The following is a 25528-nucleotide window of genomic DNA, read 5'->3' as shown; positions in this document are numbered from 1 at the left end:
CGGACGCACCCCATGGCCTCGCTGGCCGCCGGGCGCCTGAACAAGATCGTGCCCCGCCGCTCGGCTACAGCAGCCGCCTCCCGGCGCAGACCTCCACCGACCCGGACCCGGCCGACCCCGCGCCCGCCGCTGCACCGCTCCTGCCAGGGAGAGATCGGCCGGGCCTACTGCGACCGCCTGGCCCTGCCCCGCACCGACCTGTGCGCCCGCTGCACCCGCTGCACCCGCGCGGCCGCCGCCAACGAACCCGAGGGGGACCCCACGCGGAAATAGAGCGCATGCCGGGCAGCGGCTGGCCGACCACGACGACGAACCGGATGTCGGCGTCGAAGACGACCTGGTGGTGGGTCGAGTAACGGTAGTTCTTCGACTGCTCGGCCACTGCGTGGTCGCGGGTGGGCACCAGGGTGCCGTCCACGATGAGCACGGTGTCTCTCCCGAACCGCTTGCGCGGTCGGAGCGCGAGCCTGGGACCGAGATGACCGGTGATCCGGTCGGCAGCCAACTTGGAGACGCCGAAGAGCGGAGCGAGCTGGCGCAGCGTCAAATCCGTACGCCAATACGCCGCGACCAGCAGCACCCGGTCCTGCAAGGGCAGGCTCCACGGCCGGCCCCGGCGTCCCGCGCTTGGAATTCCGCGGCGCACGACAGCCGGCAGCTTGCCGAAGGAGCGCGGGCTAGCCCGGTGAACGGAGCTGCCCAGGACGGTTCCGACGCCGTGATCACACCAGCCACTCCAAGATCATCTCATCGTAACCATCGTGGCTGTCCGTGCATCGAGCCAGACTTGGTGGATGGAGATGAATGCCCCGTGGCCACTGGCAGTTGCATGGGAGTGGATGGAGGAGACCGCGCGGTACGCCGACGCCAGGGTGCGAGGCACCGACTCGTGGGTTCCCCCTGTCGCAGAGGAGCTGGTCCTGGCCGCCAGGGCGAGCGCGTTGAGCCAGTGGTATCCGTTCACCAGCCACAACTACCTTCGGTTCGTGGACGGACCCGCGTTCTGGATGCCTGGCGCACAAGACAACGGGAACGAGCTGGCGGGGTCCATCTCCTTCGATACCGGCGGGCTGGAAAGCCGTCCCGTCTTCCGGGTCTGGAGCGGCCTCCTTCTCAGGAAGCCCGACCCCGTACTCGCACTCGCCACTCCGAATGCTGTCGAGGCCGTAGACACACTGGTAGGGCTACTGCCAGCTCACGATGCGGAGAGCCCCCCGTAGCAGCGTCGTCTCGCGCAGCAATATCGGGACGGCCTTTAGTCATCTCCGTCGACAGGCCCCTCTACCGGAAAATCCTACCGACTTCTCTCCTTACATCCCTGGAGCGAATATTGCCCAGCGCCGGAATGCGGCTGCTGATGTAAATCTGCGTGGGATCTCAGCGGCAGTGGCATCCCTCGGCGCCCGATTTCGTGCCTGGCCCTTGACCCGTCTCGCCATGGCCAAGCGGTTCCCGTCTCAAGGGCGAGGCCGTTTCCTGCGGAGCCGAATTCGGTCGGACGCGCGTACCCCCGGGCACGGACGTTTCGACGTCCCGGTGATCAGGGCTTCGTACTGGGGTTGCGTCCTGCGGCGGATGCCGCGGGGCTCGACGCCGGCTTGCGGGCTTTTGGCCCGGGTGGGCCGGGGGAGGGTGTTGCAGCGCCTCGGTCAGCGCGGAATCACCCAGCCCGGCCTCCAGGTCCCGGCGGCGTCGTAGCCGGCCGTTGTGGCGGCGAGGTGGGTGCGGAGGGTGGCCAGCGCTGGGTGGGGGTTGTCGCGGTGCCAGAGGAGCGAGTGCGGGTAGACGGGCGTCGGGTCGGTCACCGGAATGCGGCGAAGGCCGTGGTCGGCGGCCCAGACGAGGCGGGTGGGCTCGCCTATGAAGGTGGCCAGGGCCGGGGTGTCGGCAATGGTGTCGAGGAGCGCGTCGGAGCCGAAGTTGGGGCCGGTCACCTCGATGGTGAGGCCGAACTCGGCGACGAGGTCTTCGTAGTAGGCGCCCCACTCGGTACCGGGGGCGATGCCGGGCATCCAGATCCGGTGCCCGGCGAGCTGGGCGATGGTCAGCGACCGGGCGCCCGCGAGTGCGTGGGCGGGGCCGGTGAGGAGTTGGAGCGGCTCGTCGAGGACCCGGACGGAGGCGATGTCCTCCGGCAGGGGCTGGCCGGGCGCGGCGACGGCGCGGAAGGACGCGTCGATCGCACCGGAGAGAATGGCGGTGACAGCCGTCTCGATGTCGAACAGCATCATCACGTCGAGGTCGATGTCGGGGTGTGCCCGGTGGAAACCGCGCATCAGGCCCGACTGCGCGCTGCGCGAAGCGAGCACGTCGACGCGCAGCGGACGGCGGCCGGGGCGCACGGACGCGCCTGCACGCTCGGCGACGCGCAGCAACTCGCGTGCGTGGGGCAGGAACGCCTGACCATCGATGGTGAGCTCAGCGCCGCGTGGGGCACGGGTGAACAACCGCACGCCGAGGGTGCGCTCCAGCGCGGCGACGCGTTTGGACACGGCCTGCTGAGTGATCGACCGGCCGGCGGCGGCTTTCTGGAACTGGCCCGCTTCCGCCACGGCGACAAAGGTGCGTACTGCTTCGAGATCCACGCCGACCAACCTTAGTGAACAACTGGTAGTTGTGGATTGCCGGCACATCAGTTGTTTGACCTGCTGTTGTCCTGCCCGCTTATCTCTCATCAGCCAACGTCCGTTTGTTCGGATAGGACCTCAAGGGGGGAGCGCGCTGAGCATGGTGGGCAGGAGACGGTTGGGCCGGCAGTTCGGCTGGCTGTGGACGTCATATGCGGTGAGCGCCTACGGGTCCGGGCTGGGGTTCGGGGCATTGCCGCTGATCGCCGTGCTGGTGCTGCATGCCGGACCCGCTGAGGTATCCGCACTGTCCGCGGTGGGGCCTGCGGTGGGTGCGCTGATCGCGGTGCCACTCGCGCCGTGGGTGGAGTTCCGGCGTAAGCGCCCGGTCATGATCATGATGGACCTGACCCGGTGTACGGCCACGGCGACGATCCCCGTCGCCTACGCCTTCGGATGGCTCAGTTTCGTCCCGCTGCTCGTGGTCTCGGCCGCGGTCCCCGCAGCCAAGATCGCCTTCAACGCGGCCAGCGGCGCCTACCTCAAAGCCCTCGTCCGACCGGACGACCTGCTCGTCGCCCACGCGCGGTCCGAGTCCACGAACTGGAGCTCCATCACGGTCGGGCCACCACTGGGCGGGGCGGCGATCGGCCTGTTCGGGCCGGTCGCCACCGTGGTCGCCGACGCGCTCAGCTACCTGCTCTCCGCGCTGGGCATCACCGCGATCCGCAGCCACGAAGAAGCAACCCAAACGACCGAAAAGACCCCGGTCCGGCCAGGCGCACTGCTCGACGGCTGGCGACACATCATGGGCCACCCCGGTCTGCGGCCGCTCTGCCTCAACAACCTGCTCGTCGGCGGTCTGATCATGGCCACCGAGCCGCTACTGGCCGTGCTCCTGCTTCGCCAACTCAGCTTCCCACCCTGGCAGTACGCCCTCGCCTTCGCCGCTCCATGCCTCGGCTGACTCATCGGCTCCCGGCGGGCCCATCGTGTCGTGGCCCGCTACGGCCGGCACGCGGTCTTCCGGACCGTCGGCACCCTGCGCGCCACCTGTGCAGCTCCGGGCAGGTGTGACCGACGCTGCCGGACGCAACAGGTATGAGGCTGTCGCTGAACCGGGCGCCAGCGCCTTCCCTGCGGGGACGGCTTCAGCTCTGGCAGGTGCACCCAGCCGTGCTTTTGGCCTCGTTCGCGGTGACGGACGGATCGGTCGCCTGCTCGGCGGGGGTGCAGCAGGAGGTGACGCCGCAGCAGGAGCCCTCCGCCGCCGGCGCCGCGGCGGTGTGAGGGCCGGCGGAGGTGGGCTTGGCGGCGCGGACGATGGCGGAGTGTATGCCGTCGGCGACCGGGTGGGTCGGAGTGATCTCGATGTCCGCGAAGCCGGCCGCCTCCAGTCCCGCGTGGTACTCGGCGAAGGACAGGGCGCCGGCGATGCAGCCGACGTAGTCGCCGCGCTCGGCGCGCTGGTCCGGTGTGAGGGTGTCGTCGGCGACGACGTCGGAGACGCCGAGGCGACCGCCGGGCTTCAGGACGCGGAAGGTCTCGGCGAACACGGCGGGCTTGTCCGTGGACAGGTTGATCACGCAGTTGGAGATGACCACGTCGATGGTGTTCGCGGGCAGCGGGATCGCCTCGATGGTGCCCTTGAGGAACTCGACGTTCGTCGCGCCGGCCTTCGCCGCGTTGGCCAGGGCGAGGGCGAGCATCTCCTCGGTCATGTCCAGCCCGTACGCCTTCCCCGAAGGGCCGACGCGGCGGGCGGAGAGCAGGACGTCGATGCCGCCGCCGGAGCCGAGGTCCAGGACCCGTTCGCCCTCGCGGAGTTCGGCGACGGCGGTGGGGTTGCCGCAGCCGAGGGAGGCGGCGACCGCTTCGGCGGGCAGGGCGTCGCGGTCGTCGGCGGCGTAGAGGACGGAGCCGAAGTTCTCGTCGACCTCGACCGGCTCGGGCCCGCAGCAGGCGGTGGCGCCTTCGGTGACCTTCACGGCCGCCGCCGCGTACCGCTGGCGGACGGTTTCGCGCAGGTCGGTGGGCTGCTCGCTCATGTCTCACTCCCAGGTGACGGGCCACGGCACGGGCCCGGAACGGCTTGTATTGACGTTCGTTGATGCAACCTTGCGCCCTGCATCGAAAAACGTCAACATAGAGGAATGTCGAAACAAGAGCTTCGGGTGATAGGGCAGGACACCGCGTGCTGCCCGGGCCTGTCCGCCGCACCACTGGACGAGGACCAGGCCGCCGACCTCGCGAAGGTCTTCAAAGCCCTGGGCGACCCGGTCCGGCTGCGGCTGCTGTCGATGATCGCCTCACGCGGGGAGGGCGGCGAGGTCTGCGTCTGCGAGCTGACCCCGGCCTTCGACCTCTCCCAGCCGACGATCTCCCACCACCTCAAACTCCTGCGCCAGGCCGGACTCATCGACTGCGAACGCCGCGGCACCTGGGTCTACTACTGGGTGCTGCCCGGTGTCCTGGACAAGCTCGCCGCGTTCCTGACCACCCCGCAGCCCGCCGGAGTCACCGCGTGAACCCCTCCCTCGGCCGCCGCGTCGCCGCCGAGGCGATCGGCACCGGACTGCTGGTGACGGTGGTGGTCGGCTCCGGCATCCAGGCCACTGATTTGTCGCAGGATGTCGGTGTGCAGCTGCTCGCCAACTCCCTGGCCACGGTCTTCGGCCTGGGCGTGCTCATCCTGCTGCTCGGACCCGTCTCCGGCGCGCACTTCAACCCCGCCGTCACACTCGCCGCCTGGTTCACCGACCGCCGCGAACCGGACGGCCTGGCCCTGCGGGACGTCGCCGCCTACGTGCCCGCCCAGATCACGGGCGCGATCGGCGGCGCCATGCTGGCCGACGCGATGTTCGCCGAGCCGCTGGTGAAGTTCTCCGCCCACGACCGGTTGGCCGGGCATCTGCTGCTGGGCGAGGTCGTGGCGACGGCCGGGCTTATCCTGCTGATCTTCGGCCTCAGCCGGATCGGTCGCGCGGCGCTCGCCCCGGCCGCGGTGGCCTCCTACATCGGGGCCGCGTACTGGTTCACCTCCTCCACATCCTTCGCGAACCCAGCAGTGACCATCGGCCGCGCCTTCACCGACACCTTCGCCGGCATCGCCCCTGCCTCCGTCGCCCCGTTCATCGCGGCCCAACTGCTGGGAGCCGTGCTCGGGCTGGCGGCCGTCGCTGCGGTCTACGGCCGCCCTGCTCCCGTCCCGGATGAGGTCGTCGTCGCGCACGGCGAGCCGGAACCTGCGGTTTCCTGACGATCCGTTCTCCCGAGAAAGCCCAGTTCATGAGCTCTTCCGCCGCGCCGCGCCCGTCGGTGCTGTTCGTCTGCGTTCACAACGCCGGCCGCTCCCAGATGGCCGCCGCGTTCCTCACACACATCGCCGGTGACCGCATCGAGGTTCGCTCCGCCGGCTCCGCTCCCGCGGGCACCGTCAATCCGGCCGTCGTGGAGGCGATGAAGGAGGTCGGCATCGACATCTCCGCCGAGACCCCGAAGGTCCTCACCGTCGAGGCTGTCCAGGCATCCGACGTCGTGATCACCATGGGGTGCGGCGACACCTGCCCCGTCTTCCCCGGCAAGCGGTACCTGGACTGGCAGCTCGACGACCCCGCCGGGCAGGGCGTTGATGCCGTACGCCCCATCCGCGACGCGATCGAGACCCGCGTTCGGGTGTTGGTCTCGGAAGTGGCGCCCAGCTGACGGCCCTGTCACTCGCGCTGGTTGAGGGCTCTCGTCAGCTGCCGGTTGACTTCCCGGGCAGCCCCCAGCTCGGCCTCGCGCTCCTCCAGGGCCGCCTTCAGATCGACGGTCTGCTGTTCCAGACGGATGATCGTCCGCTGGCGTTCCTCGGCATCGGCGGGGGCACCCAGGCCGGACGATCGCCAGACTTGTTCCCGGAGCTCGACGGAGAGGCGCTTCTCCAGCTGTTGGATGCGGCCCGCCAGCCGGGCGTTGCGGGCCTGCGCGTTGGCGAGGTCGGCCTGGAGCGAGGCACGGGTGACGGGAGCGGAACCGGTGGGTGTCTGTGTGGCGGGCTCGCGTTCGGCGGCGTGGATCAGGGCGAGCAGGTCGAGGAAGGCGCGGGCCACCTGAAGGGCAAGGTCGTCATGGACAACGGCTTGGGTGACGTGGCGGCCGTCGATGGTGCGCCAGTGGCCGCCGGCCGTAGCGCTATGCGGAGAAGCCCGTCGGGCCTCGCAGGGATCCGTCTTCGGATCCCTGCGAGGCCCGAGTGCGCCGGGCGCCTTGGTGGGACGTCGCTCAGGCGAGGTCCAGGCCGCGGCGTCCGGTGTCGTTCAGGTCGTCGATCGTGAAGCGGTCGGCCCAGGTGCGCTCGTAGTGCTCGGCGGGGAAGTCGCTGGGGCTGGAACCGGTCACGAACGCCTCGCGGACTTGCGCGGCGTATCGCTCGTTGCGGGCGCACCAGGGGGCGGCGGGGATGTACATGACGTTGCCCCAGCCCTTCTGGTCTTCCACGGGGGCGACGCTGTGGATCATGTCGCAGTGCCACCAGACCGAGTCGCCGGCCTTGACGTCGGGGATGGGGCTCAGGGCCCGGTACAGCTTGGGGTGCCACCGCTTGGTGACGGGGAAGACCTGGTTGGTCCGTACCCCGCACATCGAGTCCTCGGGTACATCGGGGAGCAGGGGGCGTAGCAGGAGGTAGGCCATGATCTCGGGGATCGGGACGGTGTGCAGCACGCCCTGGTCGGCGTCCATGTCCGACAGGGCGGTCCAGCCCTGGAAGGTGCGGAAGGCGGAGCACATGGTCGAGCCGGGATACTGCACGCCGGTGGTGCGGTGGGCGGCGTCCCAGGGGTCGTAGGCCTCCACGGTGCCGTCGAACACGTGCCGGAACGCCTTCTGGTACTCCTCGGTCATCCACAGGTCGAGGGTGCCGGGATCACAGTGGGTCCCGAGGCCTGCTGAGTTCGCGCCCGGCGGGCGGCGGCGGATCCTGTCGGGGTAGAGCGCGTCGCGGTCCGGGTCGAACCACTGCGTCCCGTCCTCGGAGGTGTGGCGCCACAGGGAGTTCAGGAACGACTGAACGGTGGACATCCGCTCGGACTGCCGGGCCTGCATCTGGGCCTTGGACCAGTAGACGGGGTAGATCTCCGGCTTTGAACCGACGCTGCCGAAGAAGTCGTCGCCCGGGCCGGTGTAGTTCTGGAAGAACTCGTTGCGTTCGACGTAGTCGACGATGTCGGCGTCCCAGGCCAGAGCCTGCTCCCGGGGGAAGTGGCCGCGTACGACCAGGCAACCGCGCCGGGAGAGCTTGGCGAACTCCTCGGGCGTGACAGTTCCGTCCCGGATCGCGTCGTAGTCGAGGACCGGCCAGACCTCCTCGCCGCGGGCGCGGTCGGCCTCGATTTCCTTGATCCGCTCCTCGATGCGGCGTTCTGCGTCCGCGAAGACCTCCGTGACGGTACGGCCCGATGCCTCGATCCGGGCCCGCAGGGCCGGCTTGATCGCAAGGATCGCGGCCCCGAGGTCTTGCGGGGTCTCCTGCCAGTGCGGCAGGGGCGGAAGGGTGTGCTGCGGCTCAGCGGCGAGCGTCATCGCCCGACTCCTTCAATTAGGACTCCTTACTGAATATCCACGCTAGGTCACCCCGGACATTCAGGCAAGAGTCCTTACTAGACTGCGTGCATGGCACCGCCGAAACCCTCGCTGGAGATGCTGCGCAGCCTTACCGACGAGAACGTGCTGCGCGTCCTGATGGCCCACCCGCAGCTGACGCGCGCGGAGATCGCGGCGCACACCGGGATCTCCAAACCCACGATCTCCGACAGCGTCCAGCGCCTGACCGCCGCCGGCCTGGTCGCCGACACGGGAAAACGCACTGCAGGCCGGGGAGGCGTGGGCGCGTACTACGCCCTGGCACCCGACACCGGCGCTGTGCTGGTGGCCGGAATCACCCCGCACGGCGTGACCGTCGAGGCGGTCGATGTCCAGGGCAACGTCCTGGAGCGAGTGCACCGCTCGCTCGGTCGCAGCGACGGCCCGGACCGGGCCGCCTCGGCCCTCGCGGAAGCTGCCGCCGGCATCAGGACCCGCGCTCCCGTACGGTTGCGCACCGCGGTGGTGAGTGCCGCCGATCCGGTCGACCGTGCCACCGGCCGGCTCGTCCAGCTGCCCGACGCGCCGTTCCTTGTCGGTGAACTCGATCCGCCTTCCATCCTGGCTTCCCAGGTCGAGGGAGCTGTGCTGGTCGACAACGACGTCAACTGGGCGGCCCGTGCCGAGCGCGACCACGGGTGCGCCGCCGGGGTCGACGACTTCGTCTACCTGCATCTCGGCCAGGGTCTGGGATGCGCTGTCGTCAACGACGGCCATGTGCGTCGCGGCCACCACGGCTTGGCCGGCGAGATCGCGCACCTCTACACCGCGGGCCCCGACAACACCGCCATGCGTTTCACCGAGGTCTTCGCGGCCCTTGACCTGCGTCACCCGAACTCGACAGCCATCGACGTCGACGCACTGACCGCCAGGCTGGCCGCAGCGGACGAGCAGGCGGAGCGGCTGTGCACGGTTCTGGCGCGAGCCGTCAGCGGCGTCCTGGCCGCGGCGGTCTCGCTGACCGACCCTCGCATGATCGTCATCGGAGGGGAATGGGGCACCCAGGCGGGGATCACCGCCGCGGTGGCAGAGCACTTCGGCGACAGCCCCCGCTCCGTGCCTGTCATCACGGCAACCCTCACCTCACCGGATCTGGACGGCGCCCGCACGAAAGCGGTGGCGGAACTCCGCTCGCTCATCCTTCGCTCCGCCGGCCCGGCCATGCGGCGATGACTGCGCCCGCCACAGCAGGACCCGACCACCGCCATTCACAGAAGGCTCACCCGTGCCCCACGCTCCCCACCACCTCAGCCTGCCTCTCGACATCCGGCTGATAGTCGCCGATATTGACGGAACGCTCCTGGACGACGCGGGGAACCCGCCCGAGGAGCTACCCCGGCTGCTCACGCAGCTGCGTCAGCGTGGGGTCCTGTTCAGCCCGGCCAGTGGCCGCCAGTACGCCACTCTTGCTCGTCTCTTCGAGGGCCTCGACGACGGCATGGTCTACATCGCAGAGAACGGCACACACGTCGTCCGCGACGGTCAGGTGATCGGCTCCGACCCGCTGGACGCCGCTGTCGCCGCCCGGCTCGTGAAGACCGCGCGCCGCCTCGCCGCCGATGGCGTGGACGTCGGCGCCGTCGTCTGCGGCAAACGCTCCGCCTACACCGAGCGCACCGACGACGCCTTCCTCGCCGAGGTCGCCCGGTACTACGTCTCCCACCGAAGCGTCGTGGACGCCACCACCGTCGAGGACGAAGTCAACAAGATCGCCTTGTTCGACTTCGGTCCCGCGGCCCGCAGCACCGCGCCCGTCCTGGCCGAGTTCACCGACACCCACCAGGTCGTCGTCTCCAGCGAGCACTGGATCGACGTGATGAACCGCACCGCCGACAAGGGCACCGCCGTACGCCGCCTTCAGCACGACCTGGACATCACCCCCGCCCAGACGCTGGCGTTCGGCGACTACCTCAACGACCTGGAGATGCTCGACGCCGCCCAGTGGTCGTTCGCCATGAGCAACGCTCACCCCGACGTCCTGGACCGCGCCCGACACGTAGCCCCCTCCAACAACGACAACGGAGTCCTGCGCACGATCCAACAGCTGCTCCAGCTATCCCTGATGTAGCCACCACCGCGAGTCCCGCCGGTGAACACCCCGAGCTCCCGGGCGCCGTCGAGGAGGAGGGAAGGACAGGTGCTCGTCAATGTGGCCGGGGGTGGCCAGGGCCCGCAGCGTGCGTCCGCCGAGGTCGACCTCGGCGCCGTCGGCCAGGTGCTGGTGGTCGAAGGCCCGGCAGCGGGCCGCAGAGGCGAGGCTCGTGGCGGCCCGTGTCGTGGCCGAGCTGGTCGGCGCCGGAGAGGAAGTCGGCGTGCAAAGGCGTGTCCGCGGCGAGCGCGACGCGCAGCCCGCACGGCTGCTGCACGCAAAGAGCGCAGGTCGCGGCTGGCGTCCATGGCCAAGGCGCGTCCGTCGCCGAGGTCGAGCAGGTAAGGCCTGTTTCCGCCGGCACCGCCTTCACAGGAAAAGGCAGATGCGGAACTGGGCGACCCAGACTGACGCTGCAGCCCCGCCCGCACCACCCCGCGAAGTCCCAGCCGCACTCAAGGCAATATGCGGGCAAAGGAACCGGCCGGTCACTCGCCCACTGAGCTGCGCGAAGGCCGGATGCCGTGCTGCATGTATGACTGTCCGTGACATTCCCGGATGCCCTTCCGGGACATCCGGCACAGCCTGATGCGGGTGAGTGATCGCCCCGCAAGGCAGCCCCGCACAGCGGGCGCCCGTCCACCCAGCTACGGGAGACACCATGGTCACCTTGTTCCGCAACCGCCGTGCGCGCGCCCTCGCGGCGTGTGCGCTGTCCGCGGCGCTGGTCTCCGCCGGTTCGGCCGAGGCACTCGCCGCTTCCCCCACGCCGACCCCGAAGCCGAGCATGAGCCGGGCCGCCGCCTCGGTCACGGTCAAGGCCAACCCGACCACCGTGAAAGCGGGGCGCTCCGTCCGCTTCACCGGACGCACCACCGGCATCCCCACCGGTACCTCCGTGCGGCTCCAGCAGGAGAAGAACGGCAAATGGACCACGCTCAAGACGAGCACCAAGGTCGAGAAGGGCAAGTCCTTCCTGATTACCACCCGCCCCACCAGCAAGGGCACCCACAGCTACCGGGTGATGGTGGGCAAGACCCACTCCGGCACCGTCACCGTCACCGTGCAGTAAAACCACCCAGCGCACCACGTGAGCCGCCCCCTCCCCGCCCGGGAACGGGCGGCTCACGCGGTGCCGACGCCGCCCCCCGGCCAACGGGGGTCGGGCTGCGCTCAGGCGCGGGTATCGGCCTCGTCTGGACGGGGTGCCGTCCAGCGGCCGGTTGCGCGAGCCTGGTCGATCTCGGCTTGGCCGGGCGGACGCATGCGCCCTTCGCCGATCAGGCGTGTGGCGATGCCCATGTTGCGTCGGGACCAGAGGGAGCGCGGTGAGCGGGGTGTGTAGCGCTGGGCGAAGGCGGTGTCGTCCCAGCCGCACCGCTGCCCGTCGATCCAGCCGCTGCACAGTGCTTCCTCCAGCCCTTCGTGGTAGGTGAGGGTGGTGGGCCCGGTCGTGTTCTTCTTCGCCAGGAGTACCCACACCGAGGTGGCGGTGTCCTCGTTGGCGTTGAGCCACGCGCGCCAGGCGGCGGCGTCCTTCATGACGACGATCTCGTGCTCCTGCGGGATCATCGGTCTTTGATCTCCATGTGTCGTTTCGGTGTGGGTGGGCCGGCACGAGCGGGTCCGCCGTCGCCCCGCGCCGGAAGGCTCACAGGTGCGGGGCGACGGCGGCCTGCCGCTCAGGGCTTCGGTCAGCTGCGGTCGCGGAAGAACGTACGCAGGTCGTCGGCGAGCGGCTGGGGTGCTTCCCAGGCGGTGAAGTGGCCGCCGGAGGGCATCTCCGCCCAGTGCTTGAGGTTGAGGGAGCGTTCGACGAAGCTGCGGGGCGGATGCTGATGGTCCCCGGGGAAGTGGGCGTATGCCGTGGGCACGGTGGCCGGGGGCTGGGACATGATCTCCGAGATGGTGGTGAAGTTCTCGAAGTAGTAGCGCACCGAGGTCGGGCCGGTCTGGGTCACCCAGTACAGGGGGAGGTTGTCCAGGATGGCGTCGGTGCCCAGCGCGGTGACGGCGTCGCCGTCGGACCAGGACTGGTACTTCTCGAAGATCCAGGCGGCGAGGCCGGCCGGGGAGTCGTTGAGGCCGTAGCTGAGGGTCTGGGGCTTGCTGGTCTGCTCCATGAGGTAGGCGCCCTCGCGCTGGGCCCAGTCCTGAGCCTGCTGGAGGAACTCCTGCTCGGCGGGGTCCAGGGTGGAGGGGTCGACGAAGGTGTGCCAGAACGGCAGGTCCGTCAGGTGCAGGCCGGTGACGTGCTCGCCGTGGCGCCGGGCCATCGCCTCGCCGATCTGGCCGCCGCAGTCGCCGCCGTGGATTCCGTACCGGGTAAGGCCGAGGCGCTCCATCAGGCCGGCGAACAGGTCGGCGGTACGGGCCGCGCCGACGCCGGGAGTCTCGGGGCGGTCGGACAGGCCGAAGCCGGGGATGCTCGGGACGACGAGGTCGAAGTCGTCTTCGAGCAGCGGAAGGATCTTCTCGAAGCGCAGGAACGAGTCGGGCCAGCCGTGCAGGAGCAGCAGCGGGGGCTTGCCGCGCGTGCCGGCCCGCACGAAGTGGAGGCCGTCGAGCTTGTAGTGCTCCAGCTGGTTCAGGCGCTTCTCGGTGGCCCGCCAGTCGTAGCCGTCGATCCAGCGCTCGATCAGGGCGCGCAGCGCGGACGGGGAGACGCCGCGGGACCAGTCGTCGGCCACCGCATCGGGCCAGCGGGTGGCGGCCAGCCGCGCGCGCAGGTCCGCCAGCTCCTGGTCGGGGACGTCGATGGTGTACGGGGTGGGTTCGCTGTTGCTCATGACATCCATGCTGGCACCCATTGCGGAAGAATAACTTCCGCAATCCCGTATGGTTTGTCCTATGCCTTCCACCGTCGAGCGCACGCTCCAACTCCTCGCCCTGCTGCAGGCCCGCCCTGTGTGGTCCGGGGAGGAACTGGCCCGCCGCCTGGAGGTCACCGCCCGCACCCTGCGTACAGACATGAACCGGCTCCGCGAGCTCGGCTACCGGATCGAGGGCGTGCCCGGTGCCGGGGGCGGCTACCGGCTGGGGCCGGGAGACAGGCTGCCGCCGCTGCTGTTCGACGCCGACGAGTCGGTCGCGGTACTGATGGGCCTGCGCCAGCTCGCCGGGACCGGGATGGACGAGGCCGCCGAGCAGGCCATCGCCAAGGTCGTGCGCCTGCTGCCGCCCCGGCTGCGCTCCCAGGCACAGGCGGTCGCCGAGTTCACCGAGGCCGGCGGCACACGGGGCGCCACTGTGGACCCGGATCTCCACACCGCCCTGACCACCGCCTGCCGCGAGCGCACCCGCGTACGGATCGAGTACCGCTCCCGTACCGGGGAGACCACCACCCGGGAGGTGGAGCCCTACCGGGTGGTCGGCGTGCGCCGCCGCTGGTACCTCCTGGCCTGGGACACCTCCCGCGAGGACTGGCGCACCCTGCGCCTGGACCGGATGCACCTGGACACCATTGCGGCGCCCCTGTTCAAGCCCCGCCCGCTCCCGGCCGATGACATCGCGGCCTACGTCCTGGACCGCGTCGACCGCACCCCCTGGCCCTACCAGGCCGAGCTCATCGTCCAGGACGCCTCGGACCGCCTGGTCGACCGCCTCCCCCTCAACGCCGTCGTCGAGCCGATCACCGCGCACACCAGCCGCGTGCTGCTGTCCGCGGACTCCCCCCGCCACCTCGCCCCCTGGCTCAGCCACCTCGAAGCCGACTTCCACCTCGCCGACCCTGACCGCGACGCGGAGCTCGCCAGGGAGATCCAGCGGGTGCAGCAGCGTTACGCCGCGGCCGCCACCACGGCTGGGGCGAGGATGCCAGCCGCCCGCTCCGCCGACGCCGGCTCAGCCGCCGAGAACACCCACCGCTCCTGACCCCCGACTCGTCGAAGTCGGTGCTGCCCTGCCCTCCGGCCAGATGCCGTGACCTGGTCAGGGGGCCTGACCGAAGCCGTCGGCAGTCGCGTTCTTGTCGCCGAGCTGACAAGCTCATGCCCGCGCAGCAGTGGCTGCTGGAGTCGGCCGGGATCGAGCCCGCAGACCCCAGCACCCCGTCCCCGGGCGCGCCCCGTTCGCAGAACGCCCGATGGACCGCGAATCTCGCCGCCGCCCGCCAGTTCCACGCCCGCGAGGGCCACCTTCACGTCCCCCGCCAGCACGTCGAGACCACCCCCGGCAGCAACGGCGACGGGGACCAGGTGGTGAAGCTCGGCGCCTGGCTCGACAACACCCGCCGCCGCGCCGCCAAGCTCAGCGCCGACCGGCGCAGCGCGCTCGATGCCCTCGCCATGCGCTCGTGGTCCGCCGCTCCTTCAGCGGCAGTGGCTCGGCCGAACTCGCTGCCGCCCGGGAACAGTCTCAGGGCTCTGGGATGAAGGCGGGATCGATGCCCATTCCGGCGATGCCTTCGCGCACGGCACCGTCGAACCGCATGATCTCTACTACGAGAACGTCCCAAGCGACGGGTGGGGTCCAGAAGTCCGGCGTGAAGATGGAACCGACCCGCCAGCCCTCATCGGAGTGGACTATGCGGATCATCCCCTCCACGGCCTGCATCGAATCAAGCTCGAAGTTCTCATGACCGGCAGCCGGGCTCAGGAGCCAGAGCGCCAGGTGGTACGCCAGCTCAGCCACCGGGAACGCCTCCTCGGACCACACCTCCCGCCCCCGGTCCCAGATGGACAGTTCTGCCTCGATGTCGAGGAGCAGCACCTCCAGGAGCGCCTCCTGCGGAGTGAGACCGCGCCGGGGCAGGTCCGACAGTCCAAAGTTCCGGCAGACGAACTGCACCGCCCGGCCTCCATGAGATCTGAGGCCAGCTGAATGCCCAGGCCACCCAAATACGGACAAGGGCGCGGCGTGAGCGAGGTCAAGGTCAAGGACGTCTACACCGTCGGCGACGCCACCCCTATGACCCCGGAAGAGGCCTGACATGCCCGAGCGCAATCTCGACTTCGGCAAGTTCGGCGCGCGCGGCATCAAGGGCCATGAGGCCGTCGCCCGCCAGCTGGACGCCCTCGCCGGCTACATCGCCAGTCCGATCACCGCCCGGCGCGGCCTGCTGGCGCGCCTGCACTACCTGACCCGTAGCGACCGTGCCCGCGCTGCCGCGCGGGAGGCCGGCCTGACCGCCACGCCCCGCACGATCCGGGCCTGGCTCGCCGGCACCCGCTCCCCTCCCGCGCGAACCTCGCCGCGATCGAGCAGGCGTACCGGGCGGTGCGGCGGGAGAACGTCGCGCGCTACCTCCTGGCCCGCCTCAACCGGGACGGGCGCGGGATCCGGGTGGAGTTCCACCCGCTCAACCAGTCGCAGGTCACCCGGCCCCACATGCGGCCGGTGGAGTACCGGACACTGAACGTGCGGCACTGGGACCGGATCGTCGCCGCCTGGGCCGCTGATGACGACGATGCACTCGACACCGCGTGGGTCGATGACGCGGTGGTCGACCTCGGCTCCCAGTGGGGCCAGTACGAGTACGTCACCAACATCGGCTTCGCCGCATGACCGTGCCCTGTTTACAGGGGTTATTTCTTGGCGGCCTTCAAAAGTTCATCGAGGCTGCGGTCGGCCAAATGGAATTGCGTGGACATCCCATAGGGTTCCTGCTCCGAGTCGCTGAGACGTTCCACACCTTCCGGGTCCCGCGAGATGGACGGGACAAGGCGGGGGTAGGTGTCGCCTTGGGCGAAATCAACAACTCCCTGCTGCCACTTAGGGAAAACCCACCAGCATGTCGCGTAGTCGACTGCATGCGTCAGATTCAGCATTTCGCTGCTGTGATAAATCCTCGAGTAGCAGCGGTAGAAATCATCGCCGGAACTCGCCACCCCGGGGGGAGCGTCCACAAGATGCTTACCCGATTCCAGGTCCCAAGAAGGGGCGCAAGAATCGCCGTAACTGTTCCCCAGTTTGCCCCGGTCAGCTCGGATGAACGAAGCGGTCGCATCGATCTCCACACGACCGAGCCCTGATCGCAACGGTACGTCGACCACGAAGTCCTGCGAGAGGTCAACGCCTGGGTCCAACCGGTTCCCCGGATCCCCGAATTTTCCGGTACCCAGCATGTGAGAGGGGGAGTAGGAGACGTGCTTCAGTCCTTCGCCATAATCCCATGCATCGCTCTTCCATGTCTCATCGCTGACCCCCTTCTCGGTGAATTTTGCGGGCCATCCATTGACTGCCCACATGGTGCCCACCACATAGATCCGCACGGACCCCGTGTTCCGGAACTCGATATGCGCTGGAACATGCAGTGAGGCGCCGTCCGCGCTCACCGTAGGATCACCGAACGAGATTCTGAAAGGAATTTTTACGGGCATCGAGTACGGGACGTACATCTGTGAATAGGCCAGGCTCGCGATTCCGACGATGCCGGACACCACCACGCTGAGAGCGACACCTTTGGGGTGCGGGACCCCTTGCCACGCCTTTTGGCGGGTCAGCACCCAGAACGCCCAAGCAGCCCACAGCACCAGGGTGATCCAGAGCCAGAGGAACGGGGTGTACGAGCGGCCCTGGATCTGCGTGATCAAGAAAATCAGGTTCGTGACCGTCACTGTGCCCACGCCCACCAGGACCGCCGCGCCCGAATAGCGCAGGACCCTCTTGCCCCAGTAGTCGCACACCGCCAGGATCGCGACTGCCTCCACCAGTGCCCCAGTGAGGAAGGCGACCCCCATCACCCGGCCTCCATACGCCAGTGCATTGAAGGCGTCTGTGATGCCCACGTAGAAGAGCGCCGCCGCAGACGCGAGAAGCCCCAGCGCCATCAGGACGCCGGTTCCTCGTCTTCGCCATCGCCGGTCGGGCCAGTACGACGGATCCGCCAGCCAACGGACCCAGGCGGGATCGTCGAGATCCAGTTCCCGCGGGGCCACCCGACGCATGAGCCGCTCCAGGCCGCGGCGCGACCAGACACGGCCGACGGTCTCCCCTCGCATTTGCACGGCCCGCAGCCCCCGGTCGTCCGGGGCCTCCACGACGACGAGAGGATGGTTGCTCATGAGCCAAGGGTGACCACGGCCGCGCGACCATCCAGGCAATGACGCGCACCGGCATCCCGGCCAGCCTCAGCTGGACTAGTGGCACCCCTCAACGGCACGCGCCTTTGGCGTAGCGGATGCCTACGCCGTCACTCGATCAGTGCGCCAGTGAGCCTCTTTCATCCTGTCCTGAGAGGGTGAAAGAGGCTCAGTAGCAGTGCGTGGCGGGCGCTCGGGCGTGTGGTGTTCTCGGTGAGAATGCGGTTTTCTCGCTCGACTTACAGCTTCTCACCTGGCCGACGACCTCGGCCAGGGCACCGCACTGATCTCCCCTGCTGCGCCTGCCCGATCGGTACGACAACGGCATCTTGGTGTTGCGCCCGGTGTGGGCGGGGCTCAGGCCGTGCGGGCCTCGGCGAGGTAGCCGGCCAGGGTGCGGCTGGTCCGGTGGTCGGTGCCGAAGATGGCGGTGAGGCCGGTGAGTGCCGACTCGTAGAGCGGGACGGCTCGGTCGAGGTCGCCGGTCAGCTGGTACAGCCGGGCCAGACTTCCGCTGCTGATCAGAGTGTCGGGGTGGTCGGCGCCCAGTCGGCGGGTGCGCTGCTCCAGGACGGTGGTGAACAGTTCCTCGGAGCGGTCGAACGCACCCGTTTCCCGCAGGGCCGTGGCCAGGTTGTGACGGTAGGTCATGGTCGCGATGCCCTCCGGCTCGGAGAGCTCTTCCTGGACGGCGAGGGCCTCCTCCAGCAGCGGCACGGCACCAGGTGCGTCCCCGGCCCGCATGAGGCAGGTTGCGTAGCCGGAGAGAGTGGACAGGGTGTCGGGGTGCCGGCTGCCCAGTACCTCCCGGCGCTGCTGAAGGGTGGTCTCGAACAGCTCGGCGGCGGTCGTGAGGTCGCCGGTCCAGTCGTAAGCGGAGGCCAGCAGCGTCCGGTTCGCCAGGGTGGCGGCGTGCAGCACGCCCAGGATCTGCTCGCGCTGGACCAGGGTCTTGCGGCAGAGCTCCAGGCCTTCCTCCGGCTCTCCCGTCTTGAAGAGCATGTAGGCGAGGTTGCTCTGGCTCAGCAGGGTGTCGGGGTGGTCCTCGCCGAGGATCCGCACGCGCTTCTCTGCAACCTCCCGGTAGATCCGGGAGGCTTCCTCCCGTTGCTCGGCGGCGTCCAGGGCGTAGCCGAGGTTGCCGAGGCACTCCAGCGCCATCGGGTGGTCTGCCCCCACCTGGCGGACCATGTCGGCCAGCGCCTTGCGGTAGGTGGCGATGGCCTCCGCGGATCGCCCCGCGCCCATGTAGGCCCCGGCCAGGTTGTTCCGGACGGTGGCGGCATTGAGCCGCAGAGGCGTCGAGTACTCCTGCTTCCAGTGGACCAGGCCGCCGTGCTCGTGGCGGAGCAGGTCCTCGTAGATCTCGATCGCCCGATCGAACTGGTGGCCGTTCTCGTAGGTGGTGGCCAACCTGTTCCGCAGTGTGAGCGTCCGGGGGTGATCGGGGCCGAGGTGTGCGGTGCTGTCGGCCACCGCCGCGGCGAACTCGTCTTCCGCTCGCTGCAGTCGGCCGCGCGCCAGATGGACCTCCGCGAGGTTCCCCCGGATGTGCAGGGTGATGAGGTCCCCGCCGCCCAGTACCCGGGTGGCCCGTTCCACGAGCTCTTCCAGGAGGCCGGTCGCGGGTTCGAGCCGGCCCGCCGCCATGAGCGAGGAGACGACCGAGCCGCAGGCGTTCAGGGTGAACGGATGGTCGGTGCCGAAGCCGTCGGCAGCCTGCCGAGCGTAGGCCTCGAGGAGTGGGAGGGCCCGGACGGTCTGACCGCACTCACGGAGGTGCTGCGCGGTGTCGGCGAAGAGCCGGCCCGGTCCGGGGCGGTAGATGCCGGGGTCGGTGGTGGAGAGTGCGGTCGCATGTGCTGCGAGCCGCGCGAGTTGGACGGTGTCGGGATCCTCCTCCGGCCCGTTGGGGTACACGGCTGCAAGCAGGATGCGCTCGGCGGCCTCCCGTCCGCGCGGTGCGGGAGGCGGCCCGTCTGCGGTGGCCCGTGTGGCCGCTTCGTGGGTGGCCCGGTCGCGCAGCACCTTCTGCACCAGCCGGTGGACGGCCACCTCCTCCAGCGAGAGGGTGACCATGCTGTAAGCGCGCAGCAGACCGAGCGCCGTCGTCACCCGGACCGGACCGGCGGGGAGGCTGGCCAGCAGTTCCCGAGGGAAGCCGTCGGGGGCGAGCCAGGCCAGGATGTGGAGCAGCTCGACGGAGAGTGGGTTGCTCTCGGCCAGCGCGGTCAGGGTCAGGGCCCAGACGCCAGCGACGGTCTGCTCGTCGTCGGCGTGGTCAAGGGCGGCCTCGTCCAGGAACTCGTGGAGGCTGCTTCGGTACTCTCCGACGCTGGTCACCGTCTGGTTCATGTAGGCGCCGGCCTGTTCCAAGGCGAGTGGCAAGTCGCCGAGTTCTCCGGCGAGCTGGCCGGCCTGCCACTCCTCCTTCGGAGAGGCGAGCGGTACCCAGGAGCCGATCAGTGCCACGGAGTCGTTACGGGGGAGGACACCGAGGCCGACGAACCGTACCTGGCGGCCCTGCCAGCCGGTGGCGTAACGGCTGGTGATCAGATGGTGTCCGCGCGGGAGACTGCCCAGGAGCTCTTCCAGCAAAAGGGCCGGTTCCTCCACGTTGTTGTGGACCAAGAGCCATCTGTCGTGCTGTTGCAGCCAGCCCATGGCCCAGGCGGCCCGGGCGGATAGCGACGGCTCCGTGCCCGTCCAGTGCGGACTCAGCCGCTCGGTGATCGCGGCGAGGGCCGCATCGGTAGCCCCGGGGACGGCGGCGTCAATCCACCAGATCAGGTCGTACGACTCGCGGTTCAGGTGGGCGTACTGCAGGGCCAGCTCGGTCTTGCCGACCCCGCCCAGACCGTGCAGGACCACAGCCACAGTGCCGGTGCCCGGGGCCAACTCGGCCCGCAGCACGAGCAGCTCGTCCGTCCGGCCGGTGAAGGTGTGTTTTGGGGCGCGAAGGGACACCACGCCACGGGCCTCGGTGTCGGCGGCGTCGCGCACCGCACTGGCGGGCAGCACTGTGGTCCGGATGGTCACCGGACCGTGGATGCTGCCGCCGGCGGCTGCGTCTGCCTGTGCCTCCATCCCGGTTGCGGCCGGCCTGCGACGCCGAGCATCGGCAATCTCACCCCATGCGTTCTCGAGCAGCCGCTGCCAATCACGACGCGACTCCGAAGCCAGCCACGCCTGCCGGACCCGGCCGTCGGGATCGAGCGTCCGGGCGCCCGTCCAGGACTCCCAGACCGCCACCACGGAGAGGACCTGCTCCACGCTGTCCTGCCGCGGAACGCTGAAGCCCTCCAGGTCCCTCGGGGCCCACCGGCTGGCCACCTTCCCCTCGAACCCCTGTGTCCCCGGAAGCCCGGTCCCGCGGACCTGCCGCTCCAGCGGCGCCTGAAAACCGCCAGGCCCGTGATGCTCTCGGTATGCGGCTTCCGCCTCGGTGCGCAGGGTACGCAGCCGCCGGTACAGCGTCTCGCGGTGAACTCCCACAGCCTTCCTTCCCCGGGTGCCAGCCCCTTGTCCCCTCACCCGCAGCCTCGGCCGCCTGAAACGGGTGGATCAGGCAGCCGTACCGCACCGGTGCGGACCAGCAGATTAATACCCAACCTGCCTCATCCACCCTGTACTTGGGACCAGACCGCCCTCACCAGACGAACCTCGAAGCAACGCCGGGCCCGGCTGCTCACCGCCCACCCACTGCTTCGAGGAGACGACCCACCATGGTTCACCGCCGCCGCAAGCCCGCCAGCACCGCCCGTTCCAAGACCTGTACTCACGCCCCCACCAGTCCTCGCCGCGGACCGAAGCCGCTGTGGCAGGAAGCCGGACGCCGCGCCATCCTCGCCCTCGCGGGCTCCACCGGACCCCTCCTCAACGCGGTAGTGGAATGGTGGCTGTGCACCCACTGAGCTTCTCAACAAGCTGGCCCCCAGGTGGCTCGCTGGGCGAAACCGTGATGACACACGCCCGTCCCGCGTCTGGAGGCTCTGATGACCGACCAGCCGGCCCGCGCCGACCGAGCCGTCCGGCAGCAGTTGGAGCCCGCGGCCGCCGACGCGGTCCGCGCGTACGCGGCACAGACCCGCGAACGCGCGGACCAGTTCGCCGCCGTCCTGGAGGACATCGCCGAGAACGGCCTGCCCCCGGTCGAGGACTGCACCCCCTGGGAAGAGCTGCGCGAGGCCCAACTCGCCCGGCTCGCCGCGCAGCGGCCGGCCGTCGCCTGATGCCCCAAGGACACGGCCCCCGCCGCGCCCGCATCGCCTTCTCCGACGCCGCCGCCAAGCAGCTGGAGAACATCACCAGCGAGGCGGCCATCCACGCCCTGGACCGCGCCCTGGTGGTCATCTCCGTGGACCCCGACGCGGGCGAGCCGCTGCCCGCGACACCGCCGGCCCCCAGCTGCGTCAGTACACGCCCTGCGCACCGTGGTCGTCGTCGCCTACATCGAGGTCTGACCGGTCTCTTCCGAGGCGAGGCATGGCACGGCTGGTTCTGTTCACGAGAACCGGTTCTGGACCAACTTCTGTGGTGCGTCTACTCCCTGTGACTGTTGGTCCTGCTCGTAGATCTCGCGAGATCGTCCGGAAAGTGACGGTGTCGACAACGTTCGGGCTGATGGTTCTGGGCTGTGCGCGAGGTACTGCTCTCTTCGCCGAGGGCGCCCAGGACCGGGGCGCCCACCGCAGTCCAGGCCGCGGACCGGTTCCATCTCTGGCGCAACCTCGGCGAAGCGGCCGAGCGGTGCGTCTCCCGCCACCGCTCGTGCCTTCGTGTGACCTTCGCCGAGTCGGTGCCGGAGAAGGCTCCGGCTCCGGCATTGGCCGAGAGCGGGACACCGTGGCCCACCGGGCACCGGTTCGCCGACCGCACCCGCGCCAAGCACGCCACCGTCCACGCACTGCTGGCCGCCGGCCACAGCCGACGCTCGATCCAGCGCCAGCTCGGCATGACCTACCGAACCGTCCAACGGCTGGCCGACGCCGCGAGGCCGGAGGATCTGTTCCAGGGGCAGTGGCAGAACCGCAGGACCAAGCTCGATGACTTCAAGCCCTACCTGCACGAGCGATGGGCCGAGGGCTGCACGAACGCCTGGATCCTCTGGGAAGAGATCAAGACGCACGGCTACACGGGCGGCTACGGAGCCGTCCGCGCCTACCTCCGGCCGTTCCGCACATCCCCGACGGCACCGGCCGCCCGTCCGCCGTCCCCGCGCACGGTCACCGGCTGGATCCTGACTCACCCCGACACCCTGCCGGAGAGCGAGCGCCTGAAGCTCAAAGTCCTCCTTGCTGGCTGCCCCGAACTGGTTGCCCTCACCGGGCACGTCCGCGTGTTCGGGAAGATGCTCACCCAGCTCCAGGGTGACCAGCTTCCGCAATGGATCAAGGCGGTCCGCGCCGACGACCTGCTCAGCCTCCACACCTTCGTCAACGGTCTCGAACGAGATCTCGCCGCCGTCACTGCGGGCCTGACACTGCCGTGGAGCTCAGGCGTCGTCGAGTGCCACGTCAATCGGATCAAAATGATCAAGCGTCAAATGTACGGGCGGGCCGGCTTCGACCTGCTGCGGAAGCGAGTCCTGCTGGCCTGACCGCAGCTCTGATACCCAACAGTGGGTCCATTCAGTTGATCGCAAGCGGCATAGGATCCAAGCCCAGCTTGCTCCGGCATGAGTCGACGCCACGGGCGACCCAGGCGGCCACGGCGTTGCGATCTGCCGCGATCGCGTGCAGCTCACGTGCTTTCTCCTGGGCTTCGACCATCCACGGGGCCAGCGGGTCCTCTCGAAGGACTCGCTCGAAGTGATCGCGGGCCGTGTCCGGGTCACCGACCAGGGCGGCCGCGATCCCGGCGTCGAAGCCGTCCCAGAGGAATCCCCGGCGCATCGGCCTGAGCGTCAGGTATCGGGCGACGCTCGGCAGTGCTGGGAACTTCCCCCTCAGCGCAGTCACGTTCGCAGCCGCCTGTCGGCTGAGTTCGAGTGCCAGCGGCGTGAACTGCTCCTCGGTGCGGAACAGCTCGGAGCCGACCCGGACTGCGTCCACGTGGAAGGCTAGGTGGTCCACGTCGTGCCACAGCCACATCGCACCGATGTGCAGACCGCTGCCGGCAGTCCGTGGCGGGGTGAACTCCACAATTCCCAGCCACCACCCGTGATCATCAATCCACAGCCGCGACCGCCCACGCTGGGCCAGGCCGAGCGGCTTCAGGGACTCCCGCGCCGCCGAGGTGATGATCCGGAGAACCGGACTGCGATCTGCCATGACCGGCATTATCAACCGTCCTACCGACACCCCCGTCGGTACTGAGCGTCACCGGTCCACAGAAGTTGGACCAGAACCTGACCGCAGAGCCCGTATCTACGGAAGGTTCGGAGCCGGCTGCCCCGGAGACGTCCCCTCTGGAGCCGGACAGCGACGGCAACTACGACCTCAAGCGCAAGTTCCGCGAAGCCCTGGCGCGCAAGCGCGGTGGGCAGGCGGACGCCGCTGATGTTGCCGCCAAGTCCAATGCGTCGAAGGTGCGTTCGGCGCACGGCCCGGCTGCGAGCCAGCGGTCGTTCAGGCGCAAGAGCGGCGGCTGAGTCGATGAGTCCCGCGATCCACCGCTTCACCGGCACTCGCGCTGTCCACTCGCGCGTCCCGTGCAGTGGCCCGCGACGTGCGCATGCCCGTGCGCGCGTCGCGGGCGGCATAGCCGGCGGACTCGCCTGGGGGAATGGCCCAGATGCGGTTGGTTCGGTCGGTGGTGCGCCGAACTGGAATTCCGTCCGGGCATCCCGCAGCACCTTCAGCAGCTGACCTGCCACCCGAGCAGGAACATGACGGCCACGGGCATCAGAAACGCGGACAGCCCGGTGTACCGGCCAAAGGAGGAGAGAAAGTCCGTCAGACATGACGCTCATCTGACGCTCCGGCCGCCTCACAGCCCGCGCCAAGGCAGGAAAACCCCATGTGACCTGTAGATTCCCCTCCCGTCCACACACCTTGTGACGTGTTTCCGATGACGCATCACGTGGAGTGCGTGGCGATTCTGGGGCCTGCGGACAAGGGCGCCTGACCACGGGCTCGTGAGCCAGGCGCTTGTAACAATCAGGCGGTGACGAGCTCCCGCTCACGGTCCGGCGTCTTGACCTCGCGCTTCTTGTTCGGCAGCGAGAGCCGGAAGACCTTGCGCCACGCGGAGAACACCTGTTTGGGCAGCGGCCCGGTGACGTACTCCAGCTCGTACTTCTCGAACAGCGCGCGCACCTTCACCGCGACCTCGGCGTACCGGTTGCTCGGCAGGTCCGGGAACAGGTGGTGCTCGATCTGGTGCGACAGGTTGCCGGTCATGAAGTGCATGGCCCTGCTGCCGCTGATGTTCGCCGAGCCCATCATCTGCCGCAGGTACCACTGGCCGCGGGTCTCGCCCTTGATCGACCGGCGCTCGAAGACCTGCACGCCCTCCGGGAAGTGCCCGCACATGATCACCGAGTGGGACCAGAGGTTGCGGACCAGGTTCGCGGTGAACGTGGCGGCGAGCGTGGGGAGGAAGGACGGGCCCGACAGCAGCGGGTGGATCACGTAGTCCTTGAGCACCTGCTTGCGGATCTTGCGGCCCACGGCCTTGGCCTGCGCGCGAAACTCCGGGTTCTTGCGGCGGCGCTTGTGCAGGTTCTTGCCGAGCTCCAGGTCGTAAGCTGCGATGCCGTACTCGAAGAAGCAGGCGTTGATGAAGTTCCACAGCGGCTGGCCGAGGTGGAACGGGTGCCACTTCTGGTCCTCGTCGACGCGCATGATGCCGTAGCCGAGGTCGTTGTCCTTGCCGATCACGTTGGTGTACGTGTGGTGCAGCTCGTTGTGGGAGTGCTTCCACTGGTCGGCCGGCGAGACGTGATCCCATTCCCAGGTGGTGGAGTGGATCTTCGGGTCTCGCATCCAGTCCCACTGGCCGTGCAGGATGTTGTGGCCGATCTCCATGTTGTCCATGATCTTCGCCACGGACAGCCCGGCGGTGCCGAGCAGCCACGCGGGCGGGAAGACCGAGAACAGCAGGACGCCCCTGCTGACCAGCTCGAGCTTGCGCTGCGCCGAGATGACCTTGCGGATGTAGGCGGCGTCTTTCTCGCCGCGGCCGGCGATCACCTCGTCGCGGATCGCGTCCAGCTCGCGGCCGAGCTCCTCGATCTGCTCCGCGGTCAGGTGGGCGGTGGGGTCGATGGCGGTCAAAGTGCT

General features: G+C 69.2%; 24 protein-coding genes and 4 pseudogenes. 16 read left to right on the top strand and 12 right to left on the bottom strand.

Going from position 1 to position 25528, the window contains the following annotated elements; translation table 11 throughout:
* Positions 1–145 precede the first annotated feature (145 nt).
* A pseudogene (locus MB828_RS11520) lies at positions 146–735 on the bottom strand (helix-turn-helix domain-containing protein); the annotation flags it as partial.
* 59 nt (positions 736–794) lie between these two features.
* On the opposite strand from MB828_RS11520, the gene MB828_RS11515 reads away from it, so the two are divergent.
* Positions 795–1220 carry a hypothetical protein gene (locus tag MB828_RS11515; RefSeq protein WP_301648071.1) on the top strand — a complete coding sequence of 142 codons (426 nt, stop codon included), beginning with the start codon at positions 795–797 and terminating at the stop codon, positions 1218–1220.
* Positions 1221–1649: 429 nt separating this feature from the next.
* On the opposite strand, the gene MB828_RS11510 is transcribed toward MB828_RS11515, so the two are convergent.
* Positions 1650–2585, bottom strand: a complete 936-nt coding sequence (locus MB828_RS11510) for a LysR family transcriptional regulator (protein WP_301648070.1) — start codon at positions 2583–2585, stop codon at positions 1650–1652.
* 142 nt (positions 2586–2727) lie between these two features.
* On the opposite strand from MB828_RS11510, the pseudogene MB828_RS11505 reads away from it, so the two are divergent.
* A pseudogene (locus MB828_RS11505) lies at positions 2728–3618 on the top strand (MFS transporter); the annotation flags it as partial.
* Between the two features lie 100 nt (positions 3619–3718).
* Here the strand turns inward: MB828_RS11505 and arsM are convergent.
* Positions 3719–4615: an arsenite methyltransferase gene (arsM, locus tag MB828_RS11500; RefSeq protein ID WP_301648069.1), complete on the bottom strand. Its 897-nt coding sequence runs from the start codon at positions 4613–4615 to the stop codon at positions 3719–3721.
* Between the two features lie 105 nt (positions 4616–4720).
* Here arsM and MB828_RS11495 point away from each other — a divergent pair, with 105 nt between their 5' ends.
* Genes MB828_RS11495 through MB828_RS11485 form a run of 3 tightly spaced genes read left to right on the top strand, consistent with a single transcriptional unit; the run spans position 4721 to position 6272 of the window.
* Positions 4721–5095, top strand: coding sequence for an ArsR/SmtB family transcription factor (locus MB828_RS11495; protein WP_301648068.1), 375 nt, complete (start codon positions 4721–4723; stop codon positions 5093–5095).
* The gene (locus MB828_RS11490) at positions 5092–5826 is read left to right on the top strand and encodes an aquaporin (RefSeq protein WP_301648067.1); all 735 of its coding nucleotides are present in this window, start codon (positions 5092–5094) and stop codon (positions 5824–5826) included. Before MB828_RS11495 ends, MB828_RS11490 begins: the two co-directional genes overlap by 4 nt.
* Before the next feature lie 29 nt (positions 5827–5855).
* Positions 5856–6272, top strand: coding sequence for an arsenate reductase ArsC (locus MB828_RS11485; protein WP_301648066.1), 417 nt, complete (start codon positions 5856–5858; stop codon positions 6270–6272).
* Positions 6273–6280: 8 nt separating this feature from the next.
* On the opposite strand, the gene MB828_RS11480 is transcribed toward MB828_RS11485, so the two are convergent.
* Both MB828_RS11480 and MB828_RS11475 read right to left on the bottom strand, forming a co-directional pair.
* A complete protein-coding gene (locus MB828_RS11480) occupies positions 6281–6661 on the bottom strand; it encodes a hypothetical protein (RefSeq protein WP_301648065.1) in 381 nt (126 codons plus the stop codon).
* A gap of 172 nt (positions 6662–6833) precedes the next feature.
* The gene (locus MB828_RS11475) at positions 6834–8132 is read right to left on the bottom strand and encodes a DUF1479 domain-containing protein (RefSeq protein WP_301648064.1); all 1299 of its coding nucleotides are present in this window, start codon (positions 8130–8132) and stop codon (positions 6834–6836) included.
* Between the two features lie 90 nt (positions 8133–8222).
* Between MB828_RS11475 and MB828_RS11470 the strand changes: the two genes are divergently transcribed.
* The 3 genes from MB828_RS11470 (at position 8223) to MB828_RS11460 (ending at position 11353) form a co-directional block, all read left to right on the top strand.
* Positions 8223–9365: an ROK family transcriptional regulator gene (locus MB828_RS11470; protein ID WP_301648063.1), complete on the top strand. Its 1143-nt coding sequence runs from the start codon at positions 8223–8225 to the stop codon at positions 9363–9365.
* Between the two features lie 52 nt (positions 9366–9417).
* Positions 9418–10260, top strand: a complete 843-nt coding sequence (locus MB828_RS11465) for a Cof-type HAD-IIB family hydrolase (protein WP_301648062.1) — start codon at positions 9418–9420, stop codon at positions 10258–10260.
* 682 nt (positions 10261–10942) lie between these two features.
* Entirely contained in the window at positions 10943–11353 is a 411-nt protein-coding gene (locus tag MB828_RS11460; RefSeq protein ID WP_301648061.1) for a hypothetical protein, read from the top strand.
* Positions 11354–11454: 101 nt separating this feature from the next.
* Here the strand turns inward: MB828_RS11460 and MB828_RS11455 are convergent, their stop codons facing one another.
* The gene (locus MB828_RS11455) at positions 11455–11853 is read right to left on the bottom strand and encodes a YdeI/OmpD-associated family protein (protein ID WP_301648060.1); all 399 of its coding nucleotides are present in this window, start codon (positions 11851–11853) and stop codon (positions 11455–11457) included.
* A 122-nt stretch (positions 11854–11975) separates the two neighbouring features.
* Entirely contained in the window at positions 11976–13070 is a 1095-nt protein-coding gene (locus MB828_RS11450) for an epoxide hydrolase family protein (RefSeq protein WP_301648059.1), read from the bottom strand.
* A gap of 61 nt (positions 13071–13131) precedes the next feature.
* Here MB828_RS11450 and MB828_RS11445 point away from each other — a divergent pair, with 61 nt between their 5' ends.
* A complete protein-coding gene (locus MB828_RS11445; RefSeq protein WP_301648058.1) occupies positions 13132–14154 on the top strand; it encodes a helix-turn-helix transcriptional regulator in 1023 nt (340 codons plus the stop codon).
* A 116-nt stretch (positions 14155–14270) separates the two neighbouring features.
* A complete protein-coding gene (locus tag MB828_RS11440; protein ID WP_301648057.1) occupies positions 14271–14654 on the top strand; it encodes a helicase associated domain-containing protein in 384 nt (127 codons plus the stop codon).
* Here MB828_RS11440 and MB828_RS11435 read toward each other — a convergent pair.
* The gene (locus tag MB828_RS11435) at positions 14638–15069 is read right to left on the bottom strand and encodes a hypothetical protein (protein WP_301648056.1); all 432 of its coding nucleotides are present in this window, start codon (positions 15067–15069) and stop codon (positions 14638–14640) included. The genes MB828_RS11440 and MB828_RS11435 overlap by 17 nt on opposite strands.
* Positions 15070–15211: 142 nt before the next feature.
* On the opposite strand from MB828_RS11435, the pseudogene MB828_RS11430 reads away from it, so the two are divergent.
* Positions 15212–15786: pseudogene (locus MB828_RS11430) on the top strand (transcriptional regulator).
* A 20-nt stretch (positions 15787–15806) separates the two neighbouring features.
* Here MB828_RS11430 and MB828_RS11425 read toward each other — a convergent pair.
* Together MB828_RS11425 and MB828_RS11420 are read right to left on the bottom strand one after the other, a co-directional pair.
* Positions 15807–17285, bottom strand: a complete 1479-nt coding sequence (locus MB828_RS11425; RefSeq protein WP_301648055.1) for a hypothetical protein — start codon at positions 17283–17285, stop codon at positions 15807–15809.
* 375 nt (positions 17286–17660) lie between these two features.
* Positions 17661–20636 carry a tetratricopeptide repeat protein gene (locus MB828_RS11420; RefSeq protein WP_301648054.1) on the bottom strand — a complete coding sequence of 992 codons (2976 nt, stop codon included), beginning with the start codon at positions 20634–20636 and terminating at the stop codon, positions 17661–17663.
* 392 nt (positions 20637–21028) lie between these two features.
* Here MB828_RS11420 and MB828_RS11415 point away from each other — a divergent pair, with 392 nt between their 5' ends.
* From MB828_RS11415 to MB828_RS11400, 4 genes and pseudogenes are all read left to right on the top strand, one after another.
* On the top strand, positions 21029–21217 hold the full coding sequence (locus MB828_RS11415; protein ID WP_301648053.1) for a hypothetical protein: 189 nt from the start codon (positions 21029–21031) through the stop codon (positions 21215–21217).
* 81 nt (positions 21218–21298) lie between these two features.
* Positions 21299–21535 (top strand): hypothetical protein, encoded by a 237-nt coding sequence (locus MB828_RS11410; protein WP_301648052.1) that lies wholly within the window; start codon positions 21299–21301, stop codon positions 21533–21535.
* Positions 21535–21766: pseudogene (locus tag MB828_RS11405) on the top strand (hypothetical protein). Before MB828_RS11410 ends, MB828_RS11405 begins: the two are co-directional and overlap by 1 nt.
* 491 nt (positions 21767–22257) lie before the next feature.
* A complete protein-coding gene (locus MB828_RS11400) occupies positions 22258–22902 on the top strand; it encodes a transposase (protein ID WP_430381363.1) in 645 nt (214 codons plus the stop codon).
* 31 nt (positions 22903–22933) lie between these two features.
* On the opposite strand, the gene MB828_RS11395 is transcribed toward MB828_RS11400, so the two are convergent.
* Entirely contained in the window at positions 22934–23575 is a 642-nt protein-coding gene (locus MB828_RS11395; RefSeq protein ID WP_301648050.1) for a hypothetical protein, read from the bottom strand.
* Positions 23576–23652: 77 nt separating this feature from the next.
* On the opposite strand from MB828_RS11395, the gene MB828_RS11390 reads away from it, so the two are divergent.
* Entirely contained in the window at positions 23653–23895 is a 243-nt protein-coding gene (locus MB828_RS11390) for a DUF5302 domain-containing protein (RefSeq protein WP_301648090.1), read from the top strand.
* A 508-nt stretch (positions 23896–24403) separates the two neighbouring features.
* On the opposite strand, the gene MB828_RS11385 is transcribed toward MB828_RS11390, so the two are convergent.
* A complete protein-coding gene (locus MB828_RS11385) occupies positions 24404–25522 on the bottom strand; it encodes a fatty acid desaturase family protein (protein WP_301648049.1) in 1119 nt (372 codons plus the stop codon).
* Positions 25523–25528: the final 6 nt, after the last annotated feature.

It is taken from the genome of Streptomyces arenae, from assembly GCF_022343545.1.
Classification (GTDB): domain Bacteria; phylum Actinomycetota; class Actinomycetes; order Streptomycetales; family Streptomycetaceae; genus Streptomyces; species Streptomyces humi.
This window is presented reverse-complemented; position numbering and strand designations above follow the sequence as displayed.

Excerpts from the sequence above, each read along its gene's own strand:
- MB828_RS11515 (WP_301648071.1), top strand. The coding sequence starts at position 795 with ATGGAGATGAATGCCCCGTGGCCACTGGCAGTTGCATGGGAGTGGATG.
- arsM (WP_301648069.1), bottom strand. The coding sequence starts at position 4,615 with ATGAGCGAGCAGCCCACCGACCTGCGCGAAACCGTCCGCCAGCGGTAC.
- MB828_RS11495 (WP_301648068.1), top strand. The coding sequence starts at position 4,721 with ATGTCGAAACAAGAGCTTCGGGTGATAGGGCAGGACACCGCGTGCTGC.
- MB828_RS11485 (WP_301648066.1), top strand. The coding sequence starts at position 5,856 with ATGAGCTCTTCCGCCGCGCCGCGCCCGTCGGTGCTGTTCGTCTGCGTT.
- MB828_RS11475 (WP_301648064.1), bottom strand. The coding sequence starts at position 8,132 with ATGACGCTCGCCGCTGAGCCGCAGCACACCCTTCCGCCCCTGCCGCAC.
- MB828_RS11470 (WP_301648063.1), top strand. The coding sequence starts at position 8,223 with ATGGCACCGCCGAAACCCTCGCTGGAGATGCTGCGCAGCCTTACCGAC.
- MB828_RS11460 (WP_301648061.1), top strand. The coding sequence starts at position 10,943 with ATGGTCACCTTGTTCCGCAACCGCCGTGCGCGCGCCCTCGCGGCGTGT.
- MB828_RS11455 (WP_301648060.1), bottom strand. The coding sequence starts at position 11,853 with ATGATCCCGCAGGAGCACGAGATCGTCGTCATGAAGGACGCCGCCGCC.
- MB828_RS11450 (WP_301648059.1), bottom strand. The coding sequence starts at position 13,070 with ATGAGCAACAGCGAACCCACCCCGTACACCATCGACGTCCCCGACCAG.
- MB828_RS11445 (WP_301648058.1), top strand. The coding sequence starts at position 13,132 with ATGCCTTCCACCGTCGAGCGCACGCTCCAACTCCTCGCCCTGCTGCAG.
- MB828_RS11440 (WP_301648057.1), top strand. The coding sequence starts at position 14,271 with ATGCCCGCGCAGCAGTGGCTGCTGGAGTCGGCCGGGATCGAGCCCGCA.
- MB828_RS11425 (WP_301648055.1), bottom strand. The coding sequence starts at position 17,285 with ATGAGCAACCATCCTCTCGTCGTCGTGGAGGCCCCGGACGACCGGGGG.
- MB828_RS11415 (WP_301648053.1), top strand. The coding sequence starts at position 21,029 with ATGGTTCACCGCCGCCGCAAGCCCGCCAGCACCGCCCGTTCCAAGACC.
- MB828_RS11410 (WP_301648052.1), top strand. The coding sequence starts at position 21,299 with ATGACCGACCAGCCGGCCCGCGCCGACCGAGCCGTCCGGCAGCAGTTG.
- MB828_RS11400 (WP_430381363.1), top strand. The coding sequence starts at position 22,258 with ATGACCTACCGAACCGTCCAACGGCTGGCCGACGCCGCGAGGCCGGAG.
- MB828_RS11395 (WP_301648050.1), bottom strand. The coding sequence starts at position 23,575 with ATGGCAGATCGCAGTCCGGTTCTCCGGATCATCACCTCGGCGGCGCGG.